General features: G+C 36.4%; 25 protein-coding genes and 1 riboswitch. Of the genes, 9 read left to right on the top strand and 16 right to left on the bottom strand.

Annotated features, from left to right (window positions below):
* Window positions 1-9 precede the first annotated feature (9 nt).
* The 3 genes from HMPREF2937_RS02235 to HMPREF2937_RS02245 all read right to left on the bottom strand — a co-directional run bounded on the left by HMPREF2937_RS02235 (window position 10) and on the right by HMPREF2937_RS02245 (window position 1,682).
* Window positions 10-723 (bottom strand): poly-gamma-glutamate hydrolase family protein, encoded by a 714-nt coding sequence (locus tag HMPREF2937_RS02235; RefSeq protein WP_083326905.1) that lies wholly within the window; start codon window positions 721-723, stop codon window positions 10-12.
* Between the two features lie 226 nt (window positions 724-949).
* On the bottom strand, window positions 950-1,261 hold the full coding sequence (locus tag HMPREF2937_RS02240; protein ID WP_070863952.1) for a hypothetical protein: 312 nt from the start codon (window positions 1,259-1,261) through the stop codon (window positions 950-952).
* Window positions 1,254-1,682 carry a Panacea domain-containing protein gene (locus HMPREF2937_RS02245; protein WP_070863953.1) on the bottom strand — a complete coding sequence of 143 codons (429 nt, stop codon included), beginning with the start codon at window positions 1,680-1,682 and terminating at the stop codon, window positions 1,254-1,256. The genes HMPREF2937_RS02240 and HMPREF2937_RS02245 overlap by 8 nt, the downstream gene beginning before the upstream one ends.
* Before the next feature lie 539 nt (window positions 1,683-2,221).
* On the opposite strand from HMPREF2937_RS02245, the gene nhaC reads away from it, so the two are divergent.
* Entirely contained in the window at window positions 2,222-3,718 is a 1,497-nt protein-coding gene (nhaC, locus tag HMPREF2937_RS02250) for a Na+/H+ antiporter NhaC (RefSeq protein ID WP_070863954.1), read from the top strand.
* Between the two features lie 80 nt (window positions 3,719-3,798).
* On the opposite strand, the gene HMPREF2937_RS02255 is transcribed toward nhaC, so the two are convergent.
* The gene (locus HMPREF2937_RS02255) at window positions 3,799-4,632 is read right to left on the bottom strand and encodes a sialate O-acetylesterase (RefSeq protein WP_070863955.1); all 834 of its coding nucleotides are present in this window, start codon (window positions 4,630-4,632) and stop codon (window positions 3,799-3,801) included.
* A 211-nt stretch (window positions 4,633-4,843) separates the two neighbouring features.
* Here HMPREF2937_RS02255 and mbcS point away from each other — a divergent pair, with 211 nt between their 5' ends.
* The gene (gene mbcS, locus HMPREF2937_RS02260) at window positions 4,844-6,427 is read left to right on the top strand and encodes an acyl-CoA synthetase MbcS (protein ID WP_070863956.1); all 1,584 of its coding nucleotides are present in this window, start codon (window positions 4,844-4,846) and stop codon (window positions 6,425-6,427) included.
* Window positions 6,428-6,646: 219 nt separating this feature from the next.
* Here the strand turns inward: mbcS and putP are convergent, their stop codons facing one another.
* Window positions 6,647-8,191 (bottom strand): sodium/proline symporter PutP, encoded by a 1,545-nt coding sequence (gene putP / locus HMPREF2937_RS02265; RefSeq protein ID WP_002480104.1) that lies wholly within the window; start codon window positions 8,189-8,191, stop codon window positions 6,647-6,649.
* A gap of 881 nt (window positions 8,192-9,072) precedes the next feature.
* Between putP and HMPREF2937_RS02270 the strand changes: the two genes are divergently transcribed.
* Window positions 9,073-9,657 carry a hydantoinase/oxoprolinase N-terminal domain-containing protein gene (locus HMPREF2937_RS02270; RefSeq protein ID WP_070863957.1) on the top strand — a complete coding sequence of 195 codons (585 nt, stop codon included), beginning with the start codon at window positions 9,073-9,075 and terminating at the stop codon, window positions 9,655-9,657.
* A gap of 317 nt (window positions 9,658-9,974) precedes the next feature.
* Here HMPREF2937_RS02270 and mqo read toward each other — a convergent pair whose 3' ends face one another.
* The gene (gene mqo, locus HMPREF2937_RS02275) at window positions 9,975-11,462 is read right to left on the bottom strand and encodes a malate dehydrogenase (quinone) (protein ID WP_023014735.1); all 1,488 of its coding nucleotides are present in this window, start codon (window positions 11,460-11,462) and stop codon (window positions 9,975-9,977) included.
* Between the two features lie 311 nt (window positions 11,463-11,773).
* On the opposite strand from mqo, the gene HMPREF2937_RS02280 reads away from it, so the two are divergent.
* A complete protein-coding gene (locus HMPREF2937_RS02280) occupies window positions 11,774-12,622 on the top strand; it encodes a CPBP family intramembrane glutamic endopeptidase (protein WP_070863958.1) in 849 nt (282 codons plus the stop codon).
* Window positions 12,623-12,710: 88 nt separating this feature from the next.
* Here the strand turns inward: HMPREF2937_RS02280 and HMPREF2937_RS02285 are convergent, their stop codons facing one another.
* From HMPREF2937_RS02285 to HMPREF2937_RS02305, 4 genes are all read right to left on the bottom strand, one after another.
* Complete coding sequence (locus HMPREF2937_RS02285; protein WP_070863966.1) at window positions 12,711-13,712, bottom strand: NADP-dependent oxidoreductase; 1,002 nt, start codon at window positions 13,710-13,712, stop codon at window positions 12,711-12,713.
* Between the two features lie 164 nt (window positions 13,713-13,876).
* A complete protein-coding gene (locus tag HMPREF2937_RS02290) occupies window positions 13,877-14,317 on the bottom strand; it encodes a MarR family winged helix-turn-helix transcriptional regulator (RefSeq protein WP_060804672.1) in 441 nt (146 codons plus the stop codon).
* 42 nt (window positions 14,318-14,359) lie between these two features.
* Window positions 14,360-15,793, bottom strand: coding sequence for a YhgE/Pip family protein (locus tag HMPREF2937_RS02295; protein ID WP_057510277.1), 1,434 nt, complete (start codon window positions 15,791-15,793; stop codon window positions 14,360-14,362).
* A gap of 638 nt (window positions 15,794-16,431) precedes the next feature.
* Window positions 16,432-17,607 (bottom strand): glycerate kinase, encoded by a 1,176-nt coding sequence (locus HMPREF2937_RS02305; RefSeq protein ID WP_070863959.1) that lies wholly within the window; start codon window positions 17,605-17,607, stop codon window positions 16,432-16,434.
* Between the two features lie 130 nt (window positions 17,608-17,737).
* Here HMPREF2937_RS02305 and HMPREF2937_RS02310 point away from each other — a divergent pair, with 130 nt between their 5' ends.
* Complete coding sequence (locus HMPREF2937_RS02310) at window positions 17,738-18,163, top strand: pyridoxamine 5'-phosphate oxidase family protein (protein ID WP_070849076.1); 426 nt, start codon at window positions 17,738-17,740, stop codon at window positions 18,161-18,163.
* A gap of 83 nt (window positions 18,164-18,246) precedes the next feature.
* Here HMPREF2937_RS02310 and HMPREF2937_RS02315 read toward each other — a convergent pair whose 3' ends face one another.
* The 4 genes from HMPREF2937_RS02315 to HMPREF2937_RS02330 form a co-directional block, all read right to left on the bottom strand.
* Window positions 18,247-19,110, bottom strand: coding sequence for a phytoene/squalene synthase family protein (locus HMPREF2937_RS02315; RefSeq protein WP_060804678.1), 864 nt, complete (start codon window positions 19,108-19,110; stop codon window positions 18,247-18,249).
* A 198-nt stretch (window positions 19,111-19,308) separates the two neighbouring features.
* On the bottom strand, window positions 19,309-19,680 hold the full coding sequence (locus HMPREF2937_RS02320; protein WP_002480115.1) for a YbgA family protein: 372 nt from the start codon (window positions 19,678-19,680) through the stop codon (window positions 19,309-19,311).
* A 46-nt stretch (window positions 19,681-19,726) separates the two neighbouring features.
* On the bottom strand, window positions 19,727-21,142 hold the full coding sequence (locus HMPREF2937_RS02325; protein ID WP_070863960.1) for a YfcC family protein: 1,416 nt from the start codon (window positions 21,140-21,142) through the stop codon (window positions 19,727-19,729).
* Window positions 21,143-21,320: 178 nt separating this feature from the next.
* Window positions 21,321-21,635 (bottom strand): hypothetical protein, encoded by a 315-nt coding sequence (locus HMPREF2937_RS02330; RefSeq protein ID WP_002480117.1) that lies wholly within the window; start codon window positions 21,633-21,635, stop codon window positions 21,321-21,323.
* A gap of 150 nt (window positions 21,636-21,785) precedes the next feature.
* Window positions 21,786-21,887: riboswitch (TPP riboswitch) on the top strand.
* A 115-nt stretch (window positions 21,888-22,002) separates the two neighbouring features.
* On the opposite strand from HMPREF2937_RS02330, the gene HMPREF2937_RS02335 reads away from it, so the two are divergent.
* The 4 genes from HMPREF2937_RS02335 (at window position 22,003) to HMPREF2937_RS02350 (ending at window position 24,767) form a co-directional block, all read left to right on the top strand.
* On the top strand, window positions 22,003-22,755 hold the full coding sequence (locus tag HMPREF2937_RS02335) for a 3-oxoacyl-ACP reductase (protein ID WP_023014745.1): 753 nt from the start codon (window positions 22,003-22,005) through the stop codon (window positions 22,753-22,755).
* A gap of 29 nt (window positions 22,756-22,784) precedes the next feature.
* Window positions 22,785-24,089 (top strand): LLM class flavin-dependent oxidoreductase, encoded by a 1,305-nt coding sequence (locus tag HMPREF2937_RS02340; protein WP_070863961.1) that lies wholly within the window; start codon window positions 22,785-22,787, stop codon window positions 24,087-24,089.
* Window positions 24,090-24,203: 114 nt separating this feature from the next.
* Window positions 24,204-24,536, top strand: a complete 333-nt coding sequence (locus HMPREF2937_RS02345) for a hypothetical protein (protein ID WP_070863962.1) — start codon at window positions 24,204-24,206, stop codon at window positions 24,534-24,536.
* Between the two features lie 45 nt (window positions 24,537-24,581).
* Window positions 24,582-24,767: a helix-turn-helix transcriptional regulator gene (locus tag HMPREF2937_RS02350; protein ID WP_070863963.1), complete on the top strand. Its 186-nt coding sequence runs from the start codon at window positions 24,582-24,584 to the stop codon at window positions 24,765-24,767.
* A 51-nt stretch (window positions 24,768-24,818) separates the two neighbouring features.
* On the opposite strand, the gene HMPREF2937_RS02355 is transcribed toward HMPREF2937_RS02350, so the two are convergent.
* Both HMPREF2937_RS02355 and HMPREF2937_RS02360 read right to left on the bottom strand, forming a co-directional pair.
* Window positions 24,819-26,435 carry a poly(glycerol-phosphate) alpha-glucosyltransferase gene (locus HMPREF2937_RS02355; protein WP_070863964.1) on the bottom strand — a complete coding sequence of 539 codons (1,617 nt, stop codon included), beginning with the start codon at window positions 26,433-26,435 and terminating at the stop codon, window positions 24,819-24,821.
* 70 nt (window positions 26,436-26,505) lie between these two features.
* The coding region (locus HMPREF2937_RS02360) for an LPXTG cell wall anchor domain-containing protein (RefSeq protein WP_142351388.1) at window positions 26,506-26,792 on the bottom strand (287 nt) is incomplete at its 5' end.

A 26,792-nucleotide genomic window follows, 5' to 3' on the forward strand; every position in this document is an offset into this window, starting at 1 on the left:
ATTAACTTTTTAAGACTCATTCAAAGCGCTATTAATACTGTCAGTGAATGCAGACATACGGTCTGTCCAATTTGCTGGATTTTCACGGCTTGGACGAGATGCATCGCTATTTTTAAAGAATTGGTTCGCAAATTGATTATTCAACTCAATTTGTACCCCTGCTTTTTGTTGGTTTTGATTCGTAATATTATTTAAATTACGCCCTGCAATATTACCTGTCGCTTCTGTGACATCAAAACCTTCTGATCTTAACGACGTAGTGATGCGTTCTCGTAAAGCATCATCTCGTCCTCCTACATAGATATCATTACCAGAACGTGCTGTTTTATGAATAGTCACTGTCTTTTTCGACTCATGAACCATGGCTTGTGCTTTAGGTTCATCATAATTTGCGGATGTGACATGCAGTTCTTTATTATTTATTGGCCGAATACCTTTAAATGTGTAGTAACTCGCATTATTTTTATTCGCAATTTCATATGCGATTTCACTTGTACCTGGTTCAATGCCACCGCCATGTGGTGCAACGATAAGTGTATCATTTGTGCCCTTACTTGTTTTGATCGTCCAATCTTTACCCTCTTGTGTAGCCTCTTGCAGTTGCGTCATCGATTGATATTTATCTGAAGCACTGAACGTTACTGGAGATAATGTCAACAAACTAACCATAGCTATCGAAACCACACTCGCTGAAATCAATATCGGATTCTTTATCTTTCTCATTCTACAACACCTCTTTTTAAAGTTCTTTCTATATAATTATCTCCTTTCCTAAGTTCACTTAATTTCCGCTTTAAGCTTATCCATACTTATTAATCCCTTTAGTAACAGTGTAACCTTCTTGAAATAATTTAATCATATTTTTTGTGAAAACATTATAATTTTAATTGAATATTAAGTTCGATAAAGCGATTTACAGAAAACTCAATATTGAATGTTTTTCTTTTAATCAAATCGTTGCACTGATTAGCTGTTTCATCTGAATAATGACTAAGCAGAAAACACTGCGTAAGTCATACTTAAAAATAATTTGAGTTAAAGAAGAATAAGGGATAAGTTGAGGTTTCATGTCTTTACAGTGTTTCAATATGTCAGCAAAGTTTAACTTGCAGCCTGCTACACTATAATCATTAGGGTTATTAGTATACTTGATGTATTCGTGTTCTATATATGAATTGATTTTCAGGATATTGCTATCATAAAACAAACCGTTTTCTTTTTTAAATTGAGCTAAATTTTCATTTTGATGGTTATTATCCATAGAAAACCTCTTCTAAGTCTTTAAAACGATAAGAAGGTCGCTGGCCGAATTCAACTATGTTTGTTTTATTGTCTTTCCAAAATGTATGTGTATGGCTCATATCTACTAATACAAATGGATTTAAACCAATCAATTTATCAATCATTTCATTATACTTTTCAAATCTTGAATCAGCTTCCCCTATATCATGAATAGGTGTACTTCTAAAATCTTTATACTGATCGTATAATTCTGGTACTACTGGTCCGTATAACCATCCTTCTAAGTTAGAATCTTTAAAAACAGTTTCAGCAAGTTCTAAGTCACCTTGATTAATAATATAACCCAAGGTGAAATACCATATTTTTTGTAATTGCAAATTGGTAATTGGAGCATCAATGGCATTGGCTCTAGACAGTATATGATTCGCTAAAGGCTTCATATATTACAACCTCCTCTTGAATTTGTCTTCATTATTTCTATTTATAACTATTATAATCCCTCAGAGAAAATCTACTATTATTTTCATAACAAGAACAGGCATTTTTTATTCTCGTATTGCCTAGCAATCACAAGAAGCTTCCTCTAAATATAAGACATCATTTAATATCTTCCTACATTTTTATGCAATTTGCTTTAAATTTATAATTTAGGGGTAGTAATAACTAATGACATATCTCCTGTGATTCACTTCATTAAAATGCTGCTGCGTTAATCGACGATTTCGCAACTGCATTTTAAATTTTTTTAATTTTTTTCGATACTTAAATTAGCAATAAAATGAATGCGAAATTTAAGTTGTCAGAATTATCAAAACAGTTGGTATGACTTACTTTGTAGAACTTTCTGAAATGACATTGTATTTTCAGAAAAGACAAAAAGAGGGTGAATTTGAACATTTTGTCTGTCAATTGTTTGTTGAAAGCGATTTCATTTTTATGTATTATGACACTAAAGATATAAAAAGGGGCTGGTTTATATATGCAAGGAGAAGAGAAAAATGGGCAAAACGTAGAACAACAAGCACAAAATGAAAAGAAACCAAAAGCCATAGGAATTTGGCCGTCATTATTTACATTGGGGTTAATGATAGCGGTCATGTTATTTACAGTCGCAGTATTAAAGAAAGAACCACATATTCCACTGATGATTGGGACAGCAGTGGCTATCGGGGTTACAATGTTGCATGGCTATAAGTTCGACGATGTCGAGCAGATGATGTATAAGGGGATCAGACATGCATTACCTGCGATTGTCATCATTATTTTAGTCGGATTGATTATCGGATCATGGATTGGCAGCGGTGTCGTTGCGACAATGATTTATTATGGTCTACAGTTGATTGATCCACGTTTCTTCTTAGCAGTAGTCGTCTTACTGTGTGGTATTGTCGCATTAGCAATCGGAAGTTCTTGGTCTACCATGGCAACTGTGGGGGTTGCTTCAATGGGGATTGGAATGAGTATGGGAATCAACCCAGGTATGGTAGCAGGCGCTGTCATCTCAGGCTCATATTTTGGAGATAAAATGAGTCCACTCTCTGATACAACAAACTTAGCATCAGGATTAACGAAAGTAGATTTATTCGAACATATTAAACATATGACTTATACGACAATCCCAGCACTTGTGATTTCACTCATCGCATTCTTTATTATTGGGATGCAGTATGGTAATCGTAATTTTGACGCTAAAAATATTGAGAAAATTCTATCAACTATGCAGAATGAATTTGTGATTTCACCTTGGTTATTGTTAATTCCTTTAGCTGTTATTGTATTAGTAATGTTTAAAGTACCTGCCATTCCTGCCATTTGTGCTGGTATTATCTTAGGATTCTTCGCACAAATTTTTGTACAAGGCGGTTCTTTAACAGAAGCACTGACTGCACTTCAAACAGGTTATACAATGGAATCAGGCAATAAGATGGTGGATGAGTTATTTAACCGTGGTGGTTTAGAATCTATGTTCTATACAATTTCACTGACACTCGTCGCAATGACATTCGGTGGTGTCTTAGAATATTCAGGTATGTTAGATTCACTCATTAGCATCATCTTACGTTGGGCAAAGAATACAGGTTCATTATTAACATCAGTGATTCTATCTTGTATCGGTACAAACTTCACTTGTTCTGAACAATATATTTCTATTATCGTACCAGGACGTATGTATGCACAAACTTTTGCGGATAAAGGTTTACATCCTAAGAACTTATCACGTGCGTTAGAGGATGGCGGTACACTGACTTCTGTCTTCGTACCATGGAACACATGTGGTGTGTTTATCGCATCAACATTAGGTGTCGGCGTAATGCAGTATGCGCCATTCGCATTCTTAAACTTCTTAGTACCAATCATTTCTATTATCTTCGCATACACAGGTTATAAGATTGTGAAGTTGCCGAAAGATAAACGTGAAGGTGTGAAAACTAGAAAAAAGAAAGCCACTTTGCCTAACGATACGAACTTAGCATAAAAAATATTTGAATTTTTAGAAATCTAATAACAGATAGTTTAACACCCTCGTGTTGATGACACGAGGGTGCATTCTGTTTTCTATGATTTAAGGCGTTCGCTAAACGTTTCAAATGATATTTGACCTGTCGCTAACTTTTCATATTCAACGCGCATTTGTTCATTTTTAGATAGCGGACGTTCATATAAGGCTTCAACACGTCTCGCTTCGTCTTTTAACGATTCGTATAATGACGTTAACGTTTTAAACACTTCATAATAACGCAAGCCGAATCTTCTTAATGATTGTGCATTAAAATGAATACCGTCTGGATTCATTGTTAACCCTTCTGAAGTGACAAAGTATGTGTCTGGCACTTGTTGCGGCATAGTTTGTAAAATATGGTTGATTTCTGCATGTTGTGTCAAAGTACGACTGAAACCTTCTGCATGTGTTAAATGATCTAACCCACCTATGATGAAAGGTACATGAGGCAGATCAAGTTCCTTTCTGACATGTGCAATTACATTTTTTAATTGTGATTCATACACTTGATATAAATCCTGATTACAGTCATTTTCACCTTGGTGCCATAAGATACCGATAATTTCACTCGTTTCTTGCGCAAAACGTGCTTCAGAAAGTGCATGGCGCATGAGTACACTTCCGGGTTGCCATTCTGAAATAGCACTGCCGCCTTCAGCACAAGGGATTAAGCCGATAGATTCATTGGGATGGTCGATTGACCAAGCTTGCGCAAACGCACTCGCCAAACCGACACCTGCTAAATGTCTATCAGCGTGAATCGGTTCACCCATCATTTGCCATCTGCCATTTCGCAAGACATTGATATGTTCATTAATAATGGCTGGAACTTCATTTAGAAAGCCTCTGCCTGCCATATTGGATTGGCCCAATAAAAGAATGGATTTCATCTTGATACCTGCTTTCTATAATTTGATTCAGTTTCATTATAACAACTATTTCTATTCTTTAAGTAGAATTAATTTTTAAAAGAAAACGTTTTCCTTAATAATTTAAACCGCTTCGCTTATCTTATAAGTTGAGGATTGATAGAATGGAGTGGTATTCTATTTTCAAAATAAAATAACAGAACGTGCTTTTAGTGTTAGGAGGAGTAAAAGAATGAATAAACCCCATTTAGTGGCACCTGAAGATTTCAATATTGTCTCTGAGATTGAGAAGTACGCAAAAGATAAATCAAAAGTTGCGATCATCTTTGAAGATAATGCAGGTGGAACAACAGAAGTAACTTATGATGAATTAATTCGCAGCGCAAATCGCATTGGTAATTTATTTAAACAACATGGTTTGCGTAAAGGCGATACATTACTCATTAAAATGGAACGCAGTATTGAAACCTATGAAGTTTATATTGCGGCATTGAAATTAGGTGTCGCTTTAATCCCAGCATCTGAAATGTTAAGAACGAAAGACTTGCAGTACCGTATTACACACGGTGAAGTCGATGCAGTCTTATCTATTGCGTCAGGGGCAGATGAATTTGAAGGTGTAAAAGAATATGATGACTTAACAAAATTCATTATTGGGGATACTAAAGAAGATTGGATTAATGTCGAAGAAGGCAAAAAAGAAATGAGTGAGGAATTAGACATCACACCGACAAAACGTGATGACGTCGCTTTCTTACCTTATACATCAGGTACAACAGGCAATCCTAAAGCTGTTGTACACTCACATGGCTGGGGTTACGCACATATGCAGATGGCACCGAAACATTGGTTGAACATCAGTGAAGGTGACATTGTATGGGCCACTGCCGCACCTGGTTGGCAAAAATGGGTATGGAGTCCATTCCTATCTACAATGACATCCGGCGCAACAGCCTTTGTGTTTAATGGTCGCTTCAACGGCACAGTCTATTTAGAATTACTCGAAAAATACAAAATCAACGTACTTTGCTGTACGCCGACTGAGTACCGTATTATGGCCAAACTCCAAGATTTAGGTAGTTATGACCTATCTCATCTTCATGACGCTGTATCAGCCGGAGAACCTTTAAACCAAGAAGTTGTTGAGAAATTCCAAGATACTTTCGATATCACAGTACGTGACGGTTACGGTCAAACAGAAAGTACTTTAGTGATCGGTTTATTAAAAGATGTTAAAGGTAAACCTGGTTCTATGGGTAAAGCAATTCCTGGCAGTGAAGTCACTATTATTGACGATGAAGGTAACTTAGCTGAAGTCGGAGAAGTCGGCAATATCGCTGTTCCAGTCGATTTACCTGCATTGTTCAAAGGTTACTTCAAAGAGCCTGAACGTACACAAGAACGTATCGTCGGCAACTATTTCATGTCAGGCGACTTAGCTAAAGTTGATGAAGATGGCTACTTCTGGTTCGAAGGCCGTAAAGACGATATCATTATCAGCTCTGGTTACACAATCGGACCATTCGAAGTGGAAGATTCATTAACGAAACACCCTGCAGTTAAAGAATGTGCAGTGGTCGCAAGCCCACATGAATTACGTGGTAATATCGTAAAAGCCTTCATTATCTTACAAGATGGCTATGAACCAAGTGATGACTTAGTGAAAAAACTTCAAAATTATGTCAAATACGATGTCGCACCTTATAAATATCCACGTGCGATTGAATTTGTTGAAGAATTACCAAAAACTAATTCAGGTAAAATCCGTCGTGTTGAATTACGTGAAGCAGAAATCGAAAAATACAATAAAAAATAAAAGCAATACACCCTACATCCCTGTCATTCGGCGGGGATGTTTTCATATTATAAGGATGAAGGAAAGAGAAAATTATACTTTTTATTTCCTGGGTTATGGCAATCAAAAAATAAAGCCTCTGAAGTGACTTGTGTATCACTTCAAAGGCTTCTCTATCTCTCTACTATTCAATTAGATTATTAGTATTCTTTCATATCCTAGTTAAGGCATGATAGTAACTTAGCTCATTTCTTTTTTAACTACCGCTTTAACACGGTCGATATCCCCTGAAACGTCTATATCCGGTTTCTTCGTGAATTTAGAAACAATGATTGTTACTAACACACTGGCAATCACACCAGGGATGATTTCATATAAGTTGAAGAAGTCATTTGTTTCACCTAATGGTTTTGCGAAGACAATCCATAGAATTACAACAACTGCACCAGCGATCATACCACTGATTGCACCTGTACGACTTAAACCTTTCCAGTAAAGTGACATTACAACAAGTGGACCGAATGCGGCACCGAAACCTGCCCATGCATTACCTACTAGGTTTAAAATTGTGTCGTTTGGTGACCAAGCAATTGCGATAGAAATAATCGCAACAACTAATACTGATAAACGACCTACTAATAAGAATTCTTTTTGATGTTTCTTCGCAGCTTCTTCACCACGGATTAATTTGTAGAAGTCTTCAGTCAATGAGCTTGATGTTACAAGTAATTGAGAAGAAATTGTACTCATAATCGCAGCCAAGATTGCAGCGAGTAAGAAACCGCCGACTAATGGGTGGAATAAAATTTGACTCATTAAAATAAATAATGTTTCTGGGTCTTTTAATTCAACGCCTTTATCTTGAATAAACGCGATACCGATTAAGCCTACGAATACTGCACCAATTAAGCTGACAGCCATCCAGCCGATACCAAAACGACGTGCTGTTCTTAATTGTTTAACAGTTTTAATACTCATGAAACGCACGATGATATGAGGTTGACCGAAGTAACCTAAGCCCCATGCGAAGAATGAGATAATTCCGACAATTGTTGTCCCTTTGAATAAATCTAAGTTTGTCGGTTTTAAATCTGTTACTGTATTGAATGTGTCTAATCCATTTAATTTAAGTAATGCGACAATCGGAACCATAATCATCGCAATCAGCATAATCACACCTTGGAAGAAGTCAGTCAGCGATACTGCTAAGTATCCACCAAAGAATGTATAAGCGATAACGATAACTGAAATTAAGATTAATCCTAAACGATAATCCAATCCGAATGCACTGTCGAAGAGTTTACCGCCTGATACCATACCCGCATGTGTGTATAGGGTAAAGAATACGACGATAATGCCTCCTGAAATAATTTTAATCAAGTTAGAATGGTCAGCAAGACGATTCTTGAAGAAGTCTGGCAACGTAATTGCATCACCAGCTTGTTCTGTATATACACGTAATCTCGGTGCTACTACGAAGTAGTTGATATATGCACCAAGTGTTAAACCAATCGCAAGCCACGCAGCTGAAAGTCCAGTAGTATAGACCTCACCGGGTAGTCCCATGATCATCCAACCACTCATGTCGGATGCCCCTGCGGAGAGTGCTGTTACGTATGGCCCAATGCTACGGCCGCCCAGCATGTATTCACTGACATTTCCTGTTGCTTTCTTATAACCATAGTAGCCGATGACTAATAAGATTAAGAAATACAAAGCAATCATGATATACGTTTGCCAGTCTGGGTGTACCTGTTGTCTCAGTGTTGCTCCTAAAGTAAACATGTCTAAAATAAACATCCTTTCAAATTATTTGGAATAAAATGTACGGATCGTTCTTAGGCATAGCAATGACAAGGTTCAGAATCTAAATCAAAGTTACAAAGCCAAGATGACTTTGAATAACTCCCCATTCACCCTGAAATCTTATTTTAATTAACTCATTGCGCACAACTTCTAAAAGTATGTCCCCACATACTTACCCCTAATGAAGTACTTAATCTATTCAAAAAAGCAGCTAAAACAATTCTCCCAAGTTTCGTAAGCAAATGCCTTTGTTTATGTAACGTTGTATCAAATAGTATTTATACCGCTTTTTTTAACTAAGATATTTTCATATACCCTACTTTTTAGATTAAGAACATTTGAGTTAACTAAAATATTAACCTGAAATCCTTTATCCCTTGCAAAAAATTGCTTTTAACTTTTTAGCAAAGATGTTTCTTAGCTTAACACAATGATATTTTTACGCAAATTTAAGTCGGCAAAAAAGCCACTTTCTCGCCCATTTTAGACATTTTTTTATCTGCGTTCGTCACTTAAATACCAACGGTTACAGCGAAATCTAAAAAAATTTCAAAAATTTTTCGTTTGACAGCGTTTTCTAGTTGTAATCAAATTCTAATATAATTTATTTATCCTTCTAAAACGCCCTCATTTCAACCCTTAACAAACTTAAAGTAATTGTAATATTCAGAATTCTAATTGAAAATATTTTACACTGTGGTAATATATAACCGGATTACACAAATACTGTCATTGAGCATTGCACAGTAATAGATGGTTACTTACTATCTCAAAAGTAACTCAACATCTTTTATGACAGTATCACGTGTTGTAGTACCTAAAATAGATGAACTTCTAAAACTGAAAGGAGCATTATTATTATGCGCACAGCCAAAAGTATAGGCGACACCAGAACAGAATCAGACGCATCAAATAATAACAGAGATTTAATTTTAGGAAAGACAAGAGACACATTAAAGTACTGTGATCAAGATATAGTTAAACTACTTAGCCAAAGTCAACTACATTTAGAAGCCATCCGAGAGTTTATCAATCATACAGCAACAGCTGTTCAGGCATTAACAAAAAATAAGCGTGTTAAAACAGGCATCATTCTTACAGAAGGTGTCCGAAAAATTTTAAAAACTGCTTGCGACATTCAACCAGAGTTATTTAACACACAGCTACAACAATCAATCCCTCTCATACAACGTCACTTAAGAAGAGAAGTTTCAGAACATATTAACTATGAAGGCAAGATTCTTAATGGTCTTGATTTCGATGAAGTAGAAGACATTATACGCAACTTTAAAACTGAAGGCGTAGAAGCAATTGTGATTTCATTTTTACACAGCTATCAAAATAATGATCATGAACGCGCAACAAAATACTATATCAATAAATATCATCCAGAATTTACTGTCACATATTCTACTGAATCAATTGAACACCTTCATACAACTTAAGCAAAAGCATTTGAAACTTATTTAGTCTACACATCTACTGTACTCTATTAGAGTATTAATCAAATGAAATATATAAATGGTATAGGAAAACCATGTTTCATCTCAGTTATGAAACATGGTTTTCTTATGCTTATTCCAACTGGAATCTACACAATTCCAACAATGTGCTGCCAAGAAATTTTAGACATCCCTTCTACTCACCTCAGACAAACCTCAGTCTGTCTCTTATCTATCCAATACCACTATGAAATCCATACTTATGTATAAAAAAGCAGTACCTCCTACTTTAAGGAAGCACTGTTTTATTGTGTTATTGCTTATTTTTCATTTAATTTCAAAGTATCCGCTGATGCTTTACGTACTTTGTTTAATAACTTCGTATCCTCAATTAATGATTCGCCATAAGATGGAATCATTTCTTTTAATTTGCCTGACCATTGTTCTAGGTAGTCAGGGAAGTTTTGTTCAATGATTTCTAATGCGACTGATACTGAAGTTGAAGCCCCTGGTGATTCACCTAACATTGCGACTACAGTGTGGTCTTTAGAGTGAACGACTTCTGTACCGAATTGGATAAAGCCGCGACCATGTTCTTGTGTATCTTTGATTACTTGAACACGTTTACCTGCAATGTGTAAATCCCAATCTTCGTCTTTCGCATCTGGTACGAAACGACGTAATTCTTTCATACGGTCTTCTTTTTTCATCAACATTTGTTGGATTGAATATTTAACAAGTGATAAGTTTTTAACCCCAGCAGCTGCCATTGTTAATAAGTTATCACGATTCAATGAACGGAATAAGTCTAAGTTTGAACCGTGTTTCAAGAATTTAGGTCCGATTGCTGCGAATGGTCCGAATAATAAACTTTCTTTTCCACGTACATAACGACGATCTAAATGCGGTACCGTCATTGGTGGTGTGCCTGGTGGCTCTTTACCGTAAACTTTCGCATCGTGTTGTTGTACGATTTCCGGTTTATTACATACTAAGAATGCACCACTGATTGGGAAACCGCCTAAGTTTTTACTTTCTTCAATACGTGTTTTTTGAAGTAATGGGATTGCGGCACCACCAGCACCGATAAAGATATAGTCTGCCACATGTGTTTCAACATTGTCAGTATCTAAGTTACGTACTTCTACTTCCCATTTCTTATCAGCACGTTGTTGGAAGCCAACGACTTCGTGACGATAGAAAAGTTCTGCATTGTCATGTGTTTCTAAGTTTGAAGCTAATTTACGTGTTAACTCACCAAAGTTAACGTCTGTTCCTTTATCAATCTTACTTGCCGCAATCGCTAAGTGTGGAGAACGGCCTTCCATCATTAAAGGCATCCATTGCGCAAGTTTATCACGATCTTCAGTGTACTCAATGTCAGAGAACATCGGTAAATTTTTCAATGCTTCATAACGTTTCTTCAAGAATTGAACATTTTTCACACCTTGAACGAAACTGATGTGTGGTAATGGCGTGATGAATTCACGTGGGTTTTCAATCGCATTTGTTTTCACTAAATGTGACCAGAACTGTTTTGAAATCTCAAACTGTTCATTAATTTCTTTCGCTTTTTCCACATCAATTGAACCATCTGGTTGTTCAACCGTATAGTTCAACTCACATAATGCCGCATGCCCAGTGCCAGCATTACTTGTATCATAAGAACTTTCCAACCCAGGACCATCTAAGCGTTCAAATAACTTGATGTTCCAGTCAGGTTGAATTTCTTTTAAAAATGAACCAAAAGTGGTGCTTAATACCCCTGCACCAATCAAAATAACGTTTTTTGATTCTGCTTGACTCATTTCTTAACCACCTTCCTCAAATTAAATGTCCGGTCATCTGATGACTTAAGACGTAATGATTTACTTATTTATCTTAAACTATCTCACACAAAAACTAAAACATTATGTTTATGAATTATTTGCTTAAAACGAATAAGCGTAACTTGTTACACTTTTATGATAAGTGATATTCATTCTCACTGTCAACACGCAATATAACGCACTTAACAATTAGGAATGAAATCACATCACTTACGATATAATGCACTGTCTTTTAATAACGTATGATAGACTGAAATTATGAACTCTAAAATGAAGAGAGGAGTCACATCATGTCTAAACAAAATGACGATTATATTTACTACACCGATGAATCAACCAACCCTGAACATTACATAACACCTAACGAAACACATGAACCAAACAGAAAAAAATCAAAGCGATCTCATCCTGACAACATACGTCCAAAAGGCAGACGTTGGCTCAACATTATCTTATGGATTGTCTTTATGTTTTTATGTACGACACCAACACTTGTCGCAATGTTTTTAATCGGATTTGTCGCTATGAATCCCCATGGTAATCCGCTCGCATTCACAGGTATTATTGTAGGCTACGTCATTTGGTCAGCACTAGTTATCTGGTTACTCGTCTGGTATTACCGTAAAAAAGGTTATGAAAGTTTAAAACCCCTTGGTTTTGTAGACATTGCCTGGAATATTCTATATTTCATCGCCACACGTATTTGGACTGCACTATGTGTTGTCGTCATGGCAGTGGTTTTTGGTGAACAAGGTTCAGAAAATGATGAATTACTGTTAAAACAAGTTCAACATCTACAGGACTTCACAAATCCGATGATTGTGATTGCACTCATCTTATTCGTGTTCCATCTGACATTTGTCGGACCATTTTTAGAAGAAATCACCTTCAGAGGTATTTTCAAAGAAACAATTTTCTCTAGATTCTCATTTTGGTTGCCGATGCTGATTTCTTCAGCTATTTTTTCAATCAACCATGCCAGCACCAACATCGTAGGTTTCTTACTTTATATGGGAATGGGTGCTTGTTTCTATCTTGCTTATCAACGCCGTCGCAATCTTTGGGACAGCTATATGGTCCATGCGTTAAATAACGGCACCGCAAGTATCGCGATTATTATCGGTTTATTATTAATGTAGTGACCTATGATTGATTTAAATATTCTATATGTATACACAAAAGGAGCACCTTAATGGATGCTCCTTTTGTTATTGAGTTATCTATCAATTAATCTTCCACTTTAATCACAATCTTACCTTTCGCATGACCTTGTTCTGAATAATCGAGTGCACGTTGCGTATCATGGAACGGATAGACCTTATCAATGACAGGTTTGATTTCGCCTTCTTCAATAAGGTTCGTAATTGTACGTAATTGCGCATCACTCGGATGCATTAAGAAGAATTCATAATACACATGGTATGCTTTCGCAAGCTTACGAACATGACGAGACAAATACCAAATACCTGCACGTTTTGCTAAATTTAAATGCCAAGTATCTGCGAATTTCATAGTCGGCGGTCCGACTAATGATGCGATAGAGCCACCTGGTTTTAATATCGTAAAGGCTTTTTCTAAGTTTTTGCCACCTAACGTATCAAAGACCCCATCATAATTAGATAAGACATCCCAGAAATTTTGTTGTTTATAATTAATAATTTCATCTGCGCCGAGTGATCGAACTAAGGATTCACCTTTTTCACTGACAGTCGTCGCGACATGCAAGCCCATCACACGGCCTAATTGAATCGCAAAGGTACCAATACCGCCTGAACCCGCTTCAACCAACACTTTATCTCCTGCTTTAAGATGCATGATTTCATGGAAAGCCTGATAGCTCGTTAAACCAACTAACGGAATACTCGCCGCTTCCACAAAATCTAAGTTCTTCGGCATCAACGCAATATCATACTGATTAATCGCAAAATACTGCGCAAATGTTCCCATATTATTTTTGCCAGGTCGGCCGTATACCTTATCTCCGACTTTAAAGTTTCTAACGTCTTTCCCTACTTTCTCCACAACGCCTGCCAAATCATTACCGAGTACTAGCGGAAATTTATGTTTCACGACTGCTTTTAAATCACCATCACGTGTTTTAAAATCTACTGGATTCACACTAGCAGCTTTCACACGTACTAGGACCTCTTCTGGACCAGGCTCTGGTACAGGTAAATCAATCATCTCAACAGGTTGTTTCCCATACTTTTGAACAGCCATAGCCTTCATTGTTTCTGACATATTTTCCAACTCCTTCGTACTTATAACGTTTATCTCTTACATGAATGTTATCCTTCTATACCCGCCTCCCCACGTTGACTATGCATTGAGCGTAAATAAAAGCACCGCTTCACTCTCTATCGTGTAGCGGTGCTTAACCTTACGTTATTCATTTAACGTTGTTTCAATGTTTGTTCAATGGCTTGAAGTTTATCTACAAACTGCACAATTTCCTCAGTACTGAAATGTCCTTTTAAACATTCACTGACAATCCATGCCATTTTTTCTTTGACTTCTTCTAAAAATTGAATGCCCTCATCAGTCATTTCCATTAATTTAATACGCTTATTATCTGAAGCTGCTTGTCGTACCAGCCCCATTTTTTCTAGTTTATGAATACGTTTAGAAGCTGCAGTTTTAAAGATATCTTGTAAGTCAGCAAGTTCATTAATCGTTAATCTGCGATGAGAACGGATCATAATTAAAGCTTCTAATTGCTCTCGTGAAATCATATGTTTCAATCCTGTTTCTTGAAGCATATCTGAAATGTATTTATTGATATTCATTAAACTCAAATCAAATCTAGTTAATGCTTCTTTCATTTCGTCATTCATGATTGTCCCTCCAACTTATTGCGCTTCACTCACATTTTATCATTAGTTGAATTTCATTTGGAATAGTGGTTTGCCACGTTTGTTAAACCAGATTAATACTAGATATTGAATCAACATCGCACCTAACGCAATACCAGAAAGGATTGCGGCTACAAAACCGAAAGTAAAGTGGCCTGCATTCGTAAAGATGGCTTCACGGAAACCTTGAATCGCGTAAGACATCGGTGAGAATGGGTGGATGAATCGGAAGAATGCGGCTGACATTTCAATCGGGAACATTCCTTCACTTGAGCTTAATTGCAGTACTAACAATAACATCGCTAAGAATAAACCGACACGATCTAATAATAATACGAGTAAAGAAGTTACTGCGATTGCCGCAATCGCCCATAAGAACATGACTGTTAAGAACTTACCTATGTTTTCAATATCTAAACCGAGTCCGAATTTCACCCATAGACTTAACATGATGGCACTGAATGAACCTTGTAAGACATATAAGAACACTTTACCTAACCATTGTTTCCATGGTGCGACATCTTGACGTAATGTTTTAGTTAATGGATAAATTGCCGCAAAAGATACAGCACCTACAAATAAACCTACACTTGCCATATAAGGTAAAACTGTTTCGCCATAGTAATCTGCTTTAGTGATATTGTTTTCTGTTACTTTCTCAATATCATTTAATGCTTGTTCATTTTCATTTTCAAAATGGACATTCGTTTGTTTTTCTACTGCTTGATCAATTTTTTGTTTAAGTTGTTCATTATTTTGTTGAAGCTGTTGTAAGCCTTGTGTCACTTGTTCATTACCTTGAACTAACTGTTCACCTTGTGCGCCTGCCATAGGTGCCATTTGTTTTAAACCTGCAGTCACCTGTTCATTACCATTAATTAATTGTCCTTCTGCTTGAGACATTTGTCCTAAAGCCTTCGATGTATCTGTATAACCTTGTTTAGATTGTTTATTAGCCGCAAATAATTCATCTAAGTATTCTGCACGCACTGTATTGCGAATCGATTTGGTTACAGTATCAATCGCTTTTTGTGCCGCTTGACTGCCTGTATAACTTGAACCTGGGTTCACTTGTGTTTCTAATTCAATTTTCTTTGGATTTTTATTTAATAATGTTGTCGCATTTTTAGATGCATCTTCTGGAATAATAATTGTTCCGATAGCTTTGCCGTTCTTTAATTGTTTTTTCGCTGTGTCTTTAGATACTTCTTGGAAATCGAATTTTTTATTATCTTTAAGTTTCGATACGACTTCGTCTCCAATATTGATTTTCTTGCCTTGAAGTGTTGCTGCTTTATCTTCATTAACAATAGATATTTTCAATTGGTCTGTCTTATCATATGGATTCCAAATTGACCCCACAAATAATGCTACATAAATCAGAGGTAATAAGCCTATCGCAATCAACGCAACAATTAACATCTTATTATTTTTGATAAATTTTAACTCATTAAACATAAGTAACTCCTTCTCCTTTATAGTACACCCCATGTACTATGATACTTTTTAAAACGTAAAAGCTTGATACCCCAACACTTTTACGCATTTATTTTCCATTATTGATTTGTTATTTTAAATGGTACACCCTGTGTACGTTTTCTAATATTAAACCTATTGTTGATGATTGTCAACAATAAAATACACATTTTTTCTCTTTTTCTTTTCACTCTTAAATATACAAGCTTTCATAATGTTTACTTAAATCGACTTCATTTCAAATGACTCAAACAAGGTAGATGATTCATTACACACTCGCTTCAATTATTTAATCATATTTTAATAATTTTATGTTATTCTAATTTCAAAGTTAATCACTCATATAAAGAGAGAGGTGCTGATTGAATATGAAGAAACGCTATGTCATCGTTCAATATCTATTAATCATACTTACAGGAATATTGTTACTTAATAGCTTGTTTAATCCTGATCAGATAATAAAAAGTTATATCAATATCGTTCTTTTTATTTGTGTAATGTTATTAGCATTGATTGCTTGGATAGTTGGACGTTTTAAACATCCTAAGCAATGAACGCTATAGTATTAACTCCCAAAAATGAAGTTGATTTTTTTGAAGAAAAAAAGAACGTCTAACTACTTAGACGTTCTTCCCTAATTCTAATCTATGTGCCGCATCTTGTGCGAGTGCTTTTAAATAACGAAATGGATGTGCAAGTGCTTCTGCTTTACTGATTGAAGCATGGTCGTTTGGAGGTCTGTCATCTAGGCCAGTCACACTGAAGACGTGATCAATCCCATGTGTTTTAACAGCTTCATAGCCTTCTCCAGTTACGCCGCATAACGCAATAATAGGTATGTTAAATTGTTGAGCTGTTTTTGCAACACCAATCGGTGTTTTCCCATAAATCGTCTGTTGATCGATCTTACCTTCACCTGTAATACAAATATCAGCATCTTTCAGACGTGCTTTTAACTGTGTTTCATGTAAAACAATATCGATACCTCGAGAAAGTTCTGCAGCTAAAAAAGCAACTAACGCAATACCTGTACCACCTGCAGCCCCCGCACCTGGTACATTTGAATAATCATGTTGAAAAGTTTCTGATAACACGTGATTATAATGTGTTAAAGCTTGTTCAAGTTGTTCAATATCTTTTGGTGAAGCGCCTTTTTGTTTAGCGTACGTATGAGTAGCACCTGTGGGTCCAAGCAATGGGTTATCGACATCACAAACTACTTCAAAAGTTACGTTTTTCAGCCGTTTTTCTAACTTAGAAATATCAATTTGCGCTAGATTAATTAAAGGGGCACCACCTTCAGGTAAGTTGTCACCTTTCTCATCAAGGAATTTTACGCCAAGTGCTTTCATCATACCTGTTCCGCCATCATTGGTCGCACTTCCGCCAATACCGAGGATAATTTTTTGTGCACCTTGATTTAGTGCGCTTAAAATCAATTGCCCTGTACCGTATGTAGAAGTCACAAGCGGATTACGATGTTTGAGTTCGATTGTTTCTAAACCAGAAGCTTCTGCGAGTTCAATAATAGCCGTTTTACTTTGTTCAACATATGAATATTGTGCATCAATAATTCGGCCTAAAGCGTCTGTCGCTTTTACAGGTTTCATGGTTCCGCCTAAGGCATCATGGAGCGACTGCATCGTCCCTTCACCGCCATCAGCCATCGGTACTTTGTCATAGATGACCGTTTCAGGCAAGACTTCCTGTAGTCCTAATTCTATGGCTTGTGCCGCTTCAGCCGCTGTTAAAGTTTCTTTAAATGAATCTGGTGCAATCACAATTTTTCGTACCATTCCATGATGCCTCCTTCTTTTTTCATCTTCATTATAGCGACATTTACAATATGCATAAAGGATGAGTTATACCTGACACAACTTTTATTGCCAACGCATACGGGTAAATATAAAGAAAGAGGTGAATACTATGGATAGACAAGTTGTCTTAAAAAAGATTAAAGATATTATGAAAGCATCACGTATTGGTGTACTTTCAACTTCCTATGACAATAAGCCAGATAGCCGATATATGATTTTCTATGATCAAGAATTTGATTTATATACGAAAACTAGTACAGACTCAGTAAAGATTGAAGAAATCGAACAAAATCCTGTTGCTCATATTTTATTAGGCTATGATGATACGAAAAACCATAGTTTCTTAGAAATCTATGCAGACTTAGAAGTCACTGAAGATCCAGATGTATTAGATTGGATTTGGGACGAACAAGATAAATCGTTCTTTGAATCGAAAGAAGACCCTAAACTTTGTGTCATCAGAGCTATTCCAAGATCTATTAAATTAATGAATAGCGATTCAGAAGATGGACCGCAATATGTAGAATTTAATTAAGCTATAAACATGACAAAACCAGCATGCCTGTTTGAAACATCACATGCTGGTTTTGTTTATAGTTTATTGTTTTAAGTTTAAAGTTATTTGTATGATTTCATGACACGACGGTAAATTTGACCTTTTTTCAAGCGACTGACATATGCACGTTGGTGCAATGAATAATGCTTTTTACGTACAACTTCAAGGATTTCACGATACGCTTGAGCTGCAACTTCAATAATGGGGCGTGCATCTTCGTGGAAGTAATCTAAATGACTTAATGCATTATGATACATAGCATCCGCATCTTTGGCGTAACTTTCCCATAAATCAATATAATTTTGTGTCACACCGTCTTCATATACTGCTTTTAAATCAACATTATATTCTTTTAAGCGATTTGCGCTTAAATAGATACGGTTATTTTCAAAGTCTTCACCGACATCACGTAAAATATTTGTGATTTGTAGGGCTTTACCAAGTTCTATACCGATTTTATCTGCTGTCTCATAATATTGTTCATAAGCAAGTACAGGTGTCAGTAATTCACCAATCGTCCCTGCCACGCCGTAACAATAGGCTTCTAGCTCTTCATCTGTTTCTAATGCTGTCATAGTCAAATCGCTTTCCACGTAATCCATTAATGTTTTAAAGGCATGTAATGGAACAGGATAAGATTTTAGTGTATGACGAAACGCGCGCATCACAGATGCGTTACTATTAAAGTTCACATTTTCAGAATCTCCATCGTAGATGTGTTCTAAATCTTCACGAATCGCATCTAAGCGTTTTGGATCTTCATATTCATCTATACTGTCATCTATCATACGACATACTGCATAAATCGCCCAAACTGCTTTACGCTCTTGTTCAGGCAGACTATTAAACGCATAAGAGAAGGTCTTTGAGTACTCTTCCATTATCTTTCTGCAGTATTCGTAATCATCATTTATTAATTGTTCCATAACATTTCACACCTTGCTGTCATTATTCCTACTAGAGTCAATTACCCTCTATTTGAAATTTTAATAATAAGTTAAGTTATTCAGTTAACCAAATCTGATTTAATTTGAAACTTGTGTTACATGTTAAGCGAAAATCAGATAAAAGTCATTTAATAACCTACCACTTTCCTCAAATTTTTTAATACTTCTGATTTTCTGTCATGCATTCTTCAAAATTGAAGAATTTAATAAGTACTTGCTTTGGTATTTAGTCGCAAGTGTATAGATAAATGACAAGAGTTCATCAGATGTTGTTTTCTCTGATTCGAAGTCCGCTTTCAATGTTTGGTGTCGATTTTTTTCAGTATCATCCGCTTCTTTCTTAAAATAGCCCCACATATGATCAAACGTATTGATGACGGCACCTTTAGACGGAGGGAGGGCTAATGCTTCATCAATCAAGCGTTGTAATACCTCACCTTCTACATTATCTTTCATGACTGATCTGATTTGGTTATAGTGTGCTTGGCTATGCCACATGACTTCATATTTATATTCACGCCATAATTTCTCTTTCTCGTGTTGATTCAAGGACACTTCCTCCTCATGTTTTAGCTTTGAACAGAGTTAGTATTCCCTAATAGCCGACAAGCAATGCGATGGACATGGCAATCGCACAGATAATAACCCACAGCAGAATCAATTTCCAAGCGAATTTCAACCACTGTACGTATGAAATTTTCGCAACTGCGAGTGCACCCATTAAAATGGCAGAAGTCGGAAACAGCACATTGCTGATGGAATCACCATATTGGAAAGCAAGCACTGTAAGTTGGCGATTAATATCCAGCAAGTCTGAAATCGGCACCATCAAAGGCATTGTAGTCAAGGCTTGTCCTGAACCAGATGGAATGAAGAAGTTAAGGAAAAATTGGAAGATAAACATCACAATAATCACAATAGACGATGGGACATCATTGAGTAGTGTAGTCATTCCATGAATAATAGAATCAATAATTTTACCTTGTTCTAAAATAACGACAATGCCTTTCGCAAAACCAACAATCATTGCGCCAAATAAAATGTCTTTCATTCCTTCAATAAAAGCATCAAAGGTACCATTCATACCTAAGTCACTGACAAACCCTGCAAGCAAACCTGCTAAAACAAAGTTTGCGCTCATTTGATTAAAAGACCATTCATAACGAAAGATACCATAGACATTAAACACAATAGTTAACGCAATAATACTTAATGCGAAGGCTTGACGTTTGGTAAAACGTTCATATTCTATAGCTTTATGACTTTGACCTTCTTCTTGTTCTAAAGCATAAACGACACTTTTCTTTGGATTACGTTTCACTTTTCTAGCATAAAGCATTACCGAACCGATCGCTGCGGCTAAGATGAATATATAAATGATGGAACGTAACCCCCAACCTGAGAACATGGGAAGTTCAGCAACGGTTTGCGCAACACCGACTGTAAATGGATTCAACATACCTCCAATAAATCCACTTGCGGCACCTAAAATCACCATCGCGGCTCCTGTCATCGCATCATAACCTAGTGTTCTCGCAATGATTACACCGATCGGCACAAAGATAATGGTTTCTTCTGCTAAACCAATTGAAAAGCCTAAAATAGAGAACACAATCATAGTTAATGGAATCATTAAGATGCGCGAAGAACCTAATGTTTTAATCGCTTGGTTAATCCCATTTTCAAATGCGCCTGTTCTATGTACAATACCGAAGGCACCACCGACTAAAAAGATATAAAAGACTATTTCTCCCCCTGTCAATAAACCTTCAGGTACTGCACGGAATAAATCTAAAAACGACACCCCGTGTTGTTCAATACTATGATATGAACCTGGGACTACTAAAGTTTGTCCCCCTTTATCTACGCGTTTATATTCTCCTGCTGGAATAATATACGTCAAGACGCAAGCAATGGCGATAATCATCATTAACAATGCATACGTATGAGGTGTTTTTAATTGAAATTTTGAAGATGAATCTTTTGAATTTTCCTTTCTATTTTCTGTCATACACATTCCTCTTTCCCACTATTAATTATCTGAATTTTCTTATTTTATATAGTATAGCCTATTTCTGAATCATTAGTCGGGAAAATTTAGTTTTGTTGTGTATTTGAATTAAATAGAAACATAATGAAAAAGCTGACCGGTTATACTTTCGGTCAGCTTTCAATTCATCATGATTCAATTATGAAGAAGGTTTATCTTCTTCGTGTGGTGCATTCGCGGCTGCTTTTGCTTCAACACGTTGTGCTTCTTCTTCAGCTGTTACTTCTCGATGTTCTTGTTGTTGTTCAAGTGCTTTAACATCTTGTGGTTGTTGATTTTCAGTTTCTTGAGTTTTAGCCGCTTGTTCTTCTTTAGCTTTCGCTTCTTGTTGTTTTTGTGCTTCCCATCTAGCTTCTTTTTCTTGTTTTTTCAATTTACGTTTCTTTTCTTCACGCACAGAGAAGACAATGAAAATAATGGCTAATAAAGGGAATGACATACCTAACCAGAACATATAACTCACTCCAATTCTGTAGGGAGACCCTGTTATTTGTATTCTTGTTTATCATAACATGTATGCTGTTATTTTTTCACTAAATCCTTTCTTATCGCCCTTCCTTGACTTACTTCTAGAAAGTCGATAGATTAAGGTTAATGACAAATATAAATGCACTAGGGGCGTTTTATAACTGAGATGAAGCATGGCTTCAGACCCTTTGAACCTGATCTAGCTGAAACTAGCGTAGGAAAGTGTGAGTACATAACTAAGAAAGTATGGCTAAGAATGTCTGAGTCTATACTTTCAACTCGCTCTGATACGCACAGCTCTAGATAGGTTGTGTGTTTTTTTATGTCTTAATTTAACTAAAGGGGCGATTTAAATGGCAAGAACAATTTTAGTAACAGGCGGCGGACGTGGCTTAGGTGCTGTAATCAGCCGTACATTAGGCGAACAAGGTTTTAACGTTATTATTAACTACAACCAAAGTAAGGAAGCTGCCGAAGCATTGGCTCAAGAAATTGATAATAACCGTGCTGTCGCAATTCAAGCAGATGTTACTGACCGTGATGCAGTAGAACGTTTAGTCAAAGAAGGAACAGAAGCATTCGGTCGTATTGATGGTGTAGTAAACAACGCATTGATTGGTTTCAAATTTGATCCGACAACACAAAAATCATTTAAAGATATGGACTGGTCAGATTATCAAAATCAAATCGATGGCACATTAAAAGCTGCATTCAACGTTGTACAAAGTGTGGTACCTCAATTTATTGAAAATCAACGCGGAAGTGTTGTATCTATCGGCACAAATTTATACCAAAATCCTGTTGTTCCTTATCATGAATATACAACAGCGAAAGCTGCATTAATTGGTTTCACACGTAACATTGCAGCAGAGCTTGGCCAATATGGTATTAATGCGAATGTTGTTTCAGGCGGATTGCTTAAAACAACGGACGCTAGCTCAGTTACTACACCTGAAGTCTTTGACTTGATTGCGCAAAGTACACCACTACGTAAGGTGACAACACCGCAAGATGTCGCAAACATGGTGGCTTATCTTGTTTCAGAACAAGCAGACGGTATTACAGGCCAAAACATCACTGTTGATGGCGGATTAACGATGAACTAGGTAACAATATTAAACACGAGGTGAATAACATGCCTACGCAGAAAGAAAAACAACTGCACATTGGCGTTTTATTATATGGATGCGGCCATCATCAAGCTGCATGGCTGATGCCTGATTCAAGTGTTGAACGTATCGGCACCATCGAGTATTATCAAGATTTAGCTCAAATCGCAGAACGCGGCTATTTTGACGCGGTGTTTTTCGCGGATAACCAATCCTTCCCCGCAAATAATGACACCACGATGCCTGCGTTCTGGTTTGACCCTATTGTCAATTTAACTGCAATTTCGCAGGTCACAAAACATGTCGGGTTAGTCTCAACGATTTCCAGCACATTTTCTAACCCTTATACGGCTGCACGTCAGCTATTAAGTTTGGACCATATCACTGGCGGTCGTGTCGGTTGGAATTTAGTCACATCTATGACGGATATTGAAGCACAAAATCACAGTATGGTAGGTCTGCCTGATCATACAGCACGATACCAAAAAGCAGATGAATTTGCGGAAGTCATGAATCATCTCTTCGAGTCATGGCAAACCAATGATTTTAAACACGATCGTAAATACAATCAACTGATTGATTCAAAAGCAATAGAACCTTTCAATCATCAAGGAGAACACTTCCAAGTTCGCGGCCCTTTATCTACACCCGCAAGTCCACAAGGTAAACCCGTCGCAATGCAGGCTGGCGCATCTAAACAAGGCGTGGCACTCGCAGTTAAATATGCAGATGCAGTTTACTCTGTTTCTTGGAATATCAAACAAGCAAAACAGTTCAGGCAACGCTTAGATGATGAAATCAAACGTACCGGTCAGACTGACCGCAACCTCAAAGTCTTCCCAGGTCTGGTGACTTATGTCGCAGAAACCCATGAAGCAGCTTTAGAGAAAAAAGCGGTGCTTGATAATCAACTACCGATTGAAACAGCACTAAATCAACTCAGTTTCTTTGTCCAACAAGATTGTCATAGTTGGGATTTAGATGATAAAGTCCCAGACTTACCTCCTGTCTCTGAATTTACTGGCCCTGTAGGTCGTTATGAAACAGTCCTTGAAATTATCAGAGATACAGACCCTACTGTACGAGAGTTATTGGGATATTTAAATGCAGGTGGTGGTCATTTAACATTGATCGGAACACCTGTGGAAATTGTGAATGAAATGGAACATTGGTTCAAAGAAGGTGTGGCAGATGGTTTCAACTTAATGCCTCCCACCTTGCCGGATAGCTTAGATGATTTTGTAAATTTGATTGTTCCAGAATTACAAAAACGCGGACTTTATCGAAAAAACTATACAGGACACACATTTAAAGAACATTTAGGAATTTAAAACAGGGCCATTCGGCTCTGTTTTTTATGCGAAATGTAAAACATGCTTGACATTATTTAAGCGTAGCAGTATTCTAAAAATGTCAAATAAACTTTACATTTCAGGAGGGACATCATGATATTACTTAAAATTATCATCCCTATAGGAACCATAGTTGCTTTCGCATTTGCTTGGAGAGGCTTCTTAAAAAATTATATGCCTTCAGAAGCAGTAGATGTTCAAACCGAGTCTCATTATGACGAACGTCAAACTAAAATTATTTTAGAAGTACTCGCAAAGACTTTTATCATTACCATCCTTCTCATTACATTCGCCTTTCTAAATCGTACGCTTGGTTTAGTCAGTGCACATAGTTTTATCTCGAAATATCCTGAAGCTGTCTTTTTAGTTATTATAATGGGAAGTTTAGTTTATAATTATGTAATCGTTAAACGAAAGTATTCATAATAGACATAGAGTGATGAGAAAATACACCTACAAAGGGTGAGAGTTATGAAAAACAAAATAAAATTGTATCGCAAACAAAATGGGATATCTCAAGAAGCACTAAGTAAAAGTGTCAATGTTTCGAGACAAACGATTAATGCGATTGAAAATAATAAGTATGATCCTTCTTTGAGCTTAGCTTTTAAAATCGCTAAACAGTTTAAAGTTACAGTGGATGAATTATTTTCATAATAAAACAGGCCATGAACAAAATTACGAGTTCATGGCCTGTTTAATATGTCATTATTTAAAGACTTTTTGGTATTGGACGTAACCAGAAATATAGTGTTCGATATCATCAATGCGGACACGATAACCATGGTGTTTGATAAAGAACGAACCAAGAATACGTTGTGGGTTTTTAAAGTACATCGCAAGTTCTGGATAGAAGTATCCTGTACGTTGATAATCTGCACGTTTATGAATCGTTGTCATTAAGTCATCTACGTTAATCAATCGATCTACGATTTCCCCAAAACCTTTTTCTCTGGCTTTACGTACAATATGATACGTTGCCATCAACATCTCCATGAATGTTGGGAAAGTTGTAATACGATTCTTAATGTAGTCTAAATAACTAGAAACATTTCTAATTCCAAATTCTATATATTTCGCTTCAGGCGCAATTTGAATTAATTCATTCGTACAATAACCTAACCAATGATCATGGTTCTTCCAGTAACTTTGTGAAATGAATCGTTCAAACATATGACGTACTGTTTCTAACCATTTTTTATTCTGATCAACTTGATAAAGTCGTAATAATCCTAACGCAGCTTCACCATCATAATAAATCACACGGAACTTTTCTTTAACTTCTAGACTAGGATATTGTAAGACATGTACAATTTCAGCTGTTTCACTGTCAATCATTGAAACCATACCTTCTGCCACTTGTTGTGCAGCTTCTAAATACTTCTGGTTACCTGGTTTTATTTTTAGATACTCACAAATCGCAAAAACAAATGCCGCATTTTGACCTAGTTTAATTTCATTAATATTTTTGGTGTCATCAAATATATGTGCGACTTCTCCTTGCTTGTATAAGTAATTGTCGATTAGGTAATCAATCGCTTTTTCAGCAATAGTGATATCTTTGTTTAAGTAATGTAATCCTTCCATTAGCGCATAAGTTGAAGAAGCATGTCTCAAATTATTATAGAAACTGATTTTCTTATCGAAGTGTGGAAAATAACCATAGATAAATTGACCGCTTGGTTGTAATTCATTCGCAAGATAATCTGTCGAAGTTTCCAACATTTTATCAATTTCTTGTGACAAATCTTCAACATGACGTAATCCTTTTTCACGACCCTCTGCGGCTAGTTCATAAACCTCATGATTTTCAATAAAGTAACCCTTTGTATAAAACTTTTTAATCGGCTTACCCATATAATCTTGATGTCTATAGAACTGTTTATGTTTTGTATATTTCTTCAAATAGTTATTGATATTATCCTCAGATAAGAAGAAAGACTTTTTATCTTTAGTCGGTCTGACAAAGGCATTAATATTAATTTCTTCTGCCATGAAAGTTAAATTCCAATTCTTATCATAAGCAATTCCGTAATCAATATAGTTTCGACGTGTCTCTTCTAAATCTCTTTTAACATCTTCAAAGACAACTTCTTTCGTACGATAAACAAAATCAATTTTAACCCACTTAGGATACTTACCAGCTTTCTTTTTAAACTGTTCATATTGTTTCGTAATATCTCTTTTAAGATTACGTGACTGCTTAATCAATTTTACAGAAGCTTTCATATTGGGATTACCTAAACTAACAAACACATAATCTTTACCTAATAGCTGTTGATCTGCTTTTTGTAAAACTTGTTCAATCTCGTTGTTAATTGTCATGTCCAAACCCCTTCTCATTCAGTATGTATAAATGGGCCGGAACAAAGTCCAGCCCACTATTTAAATAGAATTATTGTTCTTTATTTTTCTTACGGCGTCCGAATAATAATGCAGAACCTAGTGCTGCGAATAAGCCACCGAATAATGTAGCTTCTTTATTATTATTCTCTTCACCTGTGTCAGGTAATTCTTTATCGCCATGACCTTCAGCTTGTGCTGGTTGTTCACCATTTGAACCTTGTGTAGTACCTTGTTCTGGAGTGCCAGGGTGTCCTGGTTCATCTGGATTACCTGGTTCATTTGGTTCAACAGGGTAATCTGAATCTGCGTCTGCGTCGGCATCTGCGTCTGCATCTG

This window comes from Staphylococcus sp. HMSC061G12, assembly GCF_001838465.1.
Lineage (GTDB): Bacteria > Bacillota > Bacilli > Staphylococcales > Staphylococcaceae > Staphylococcus > Staphylococcus simulans.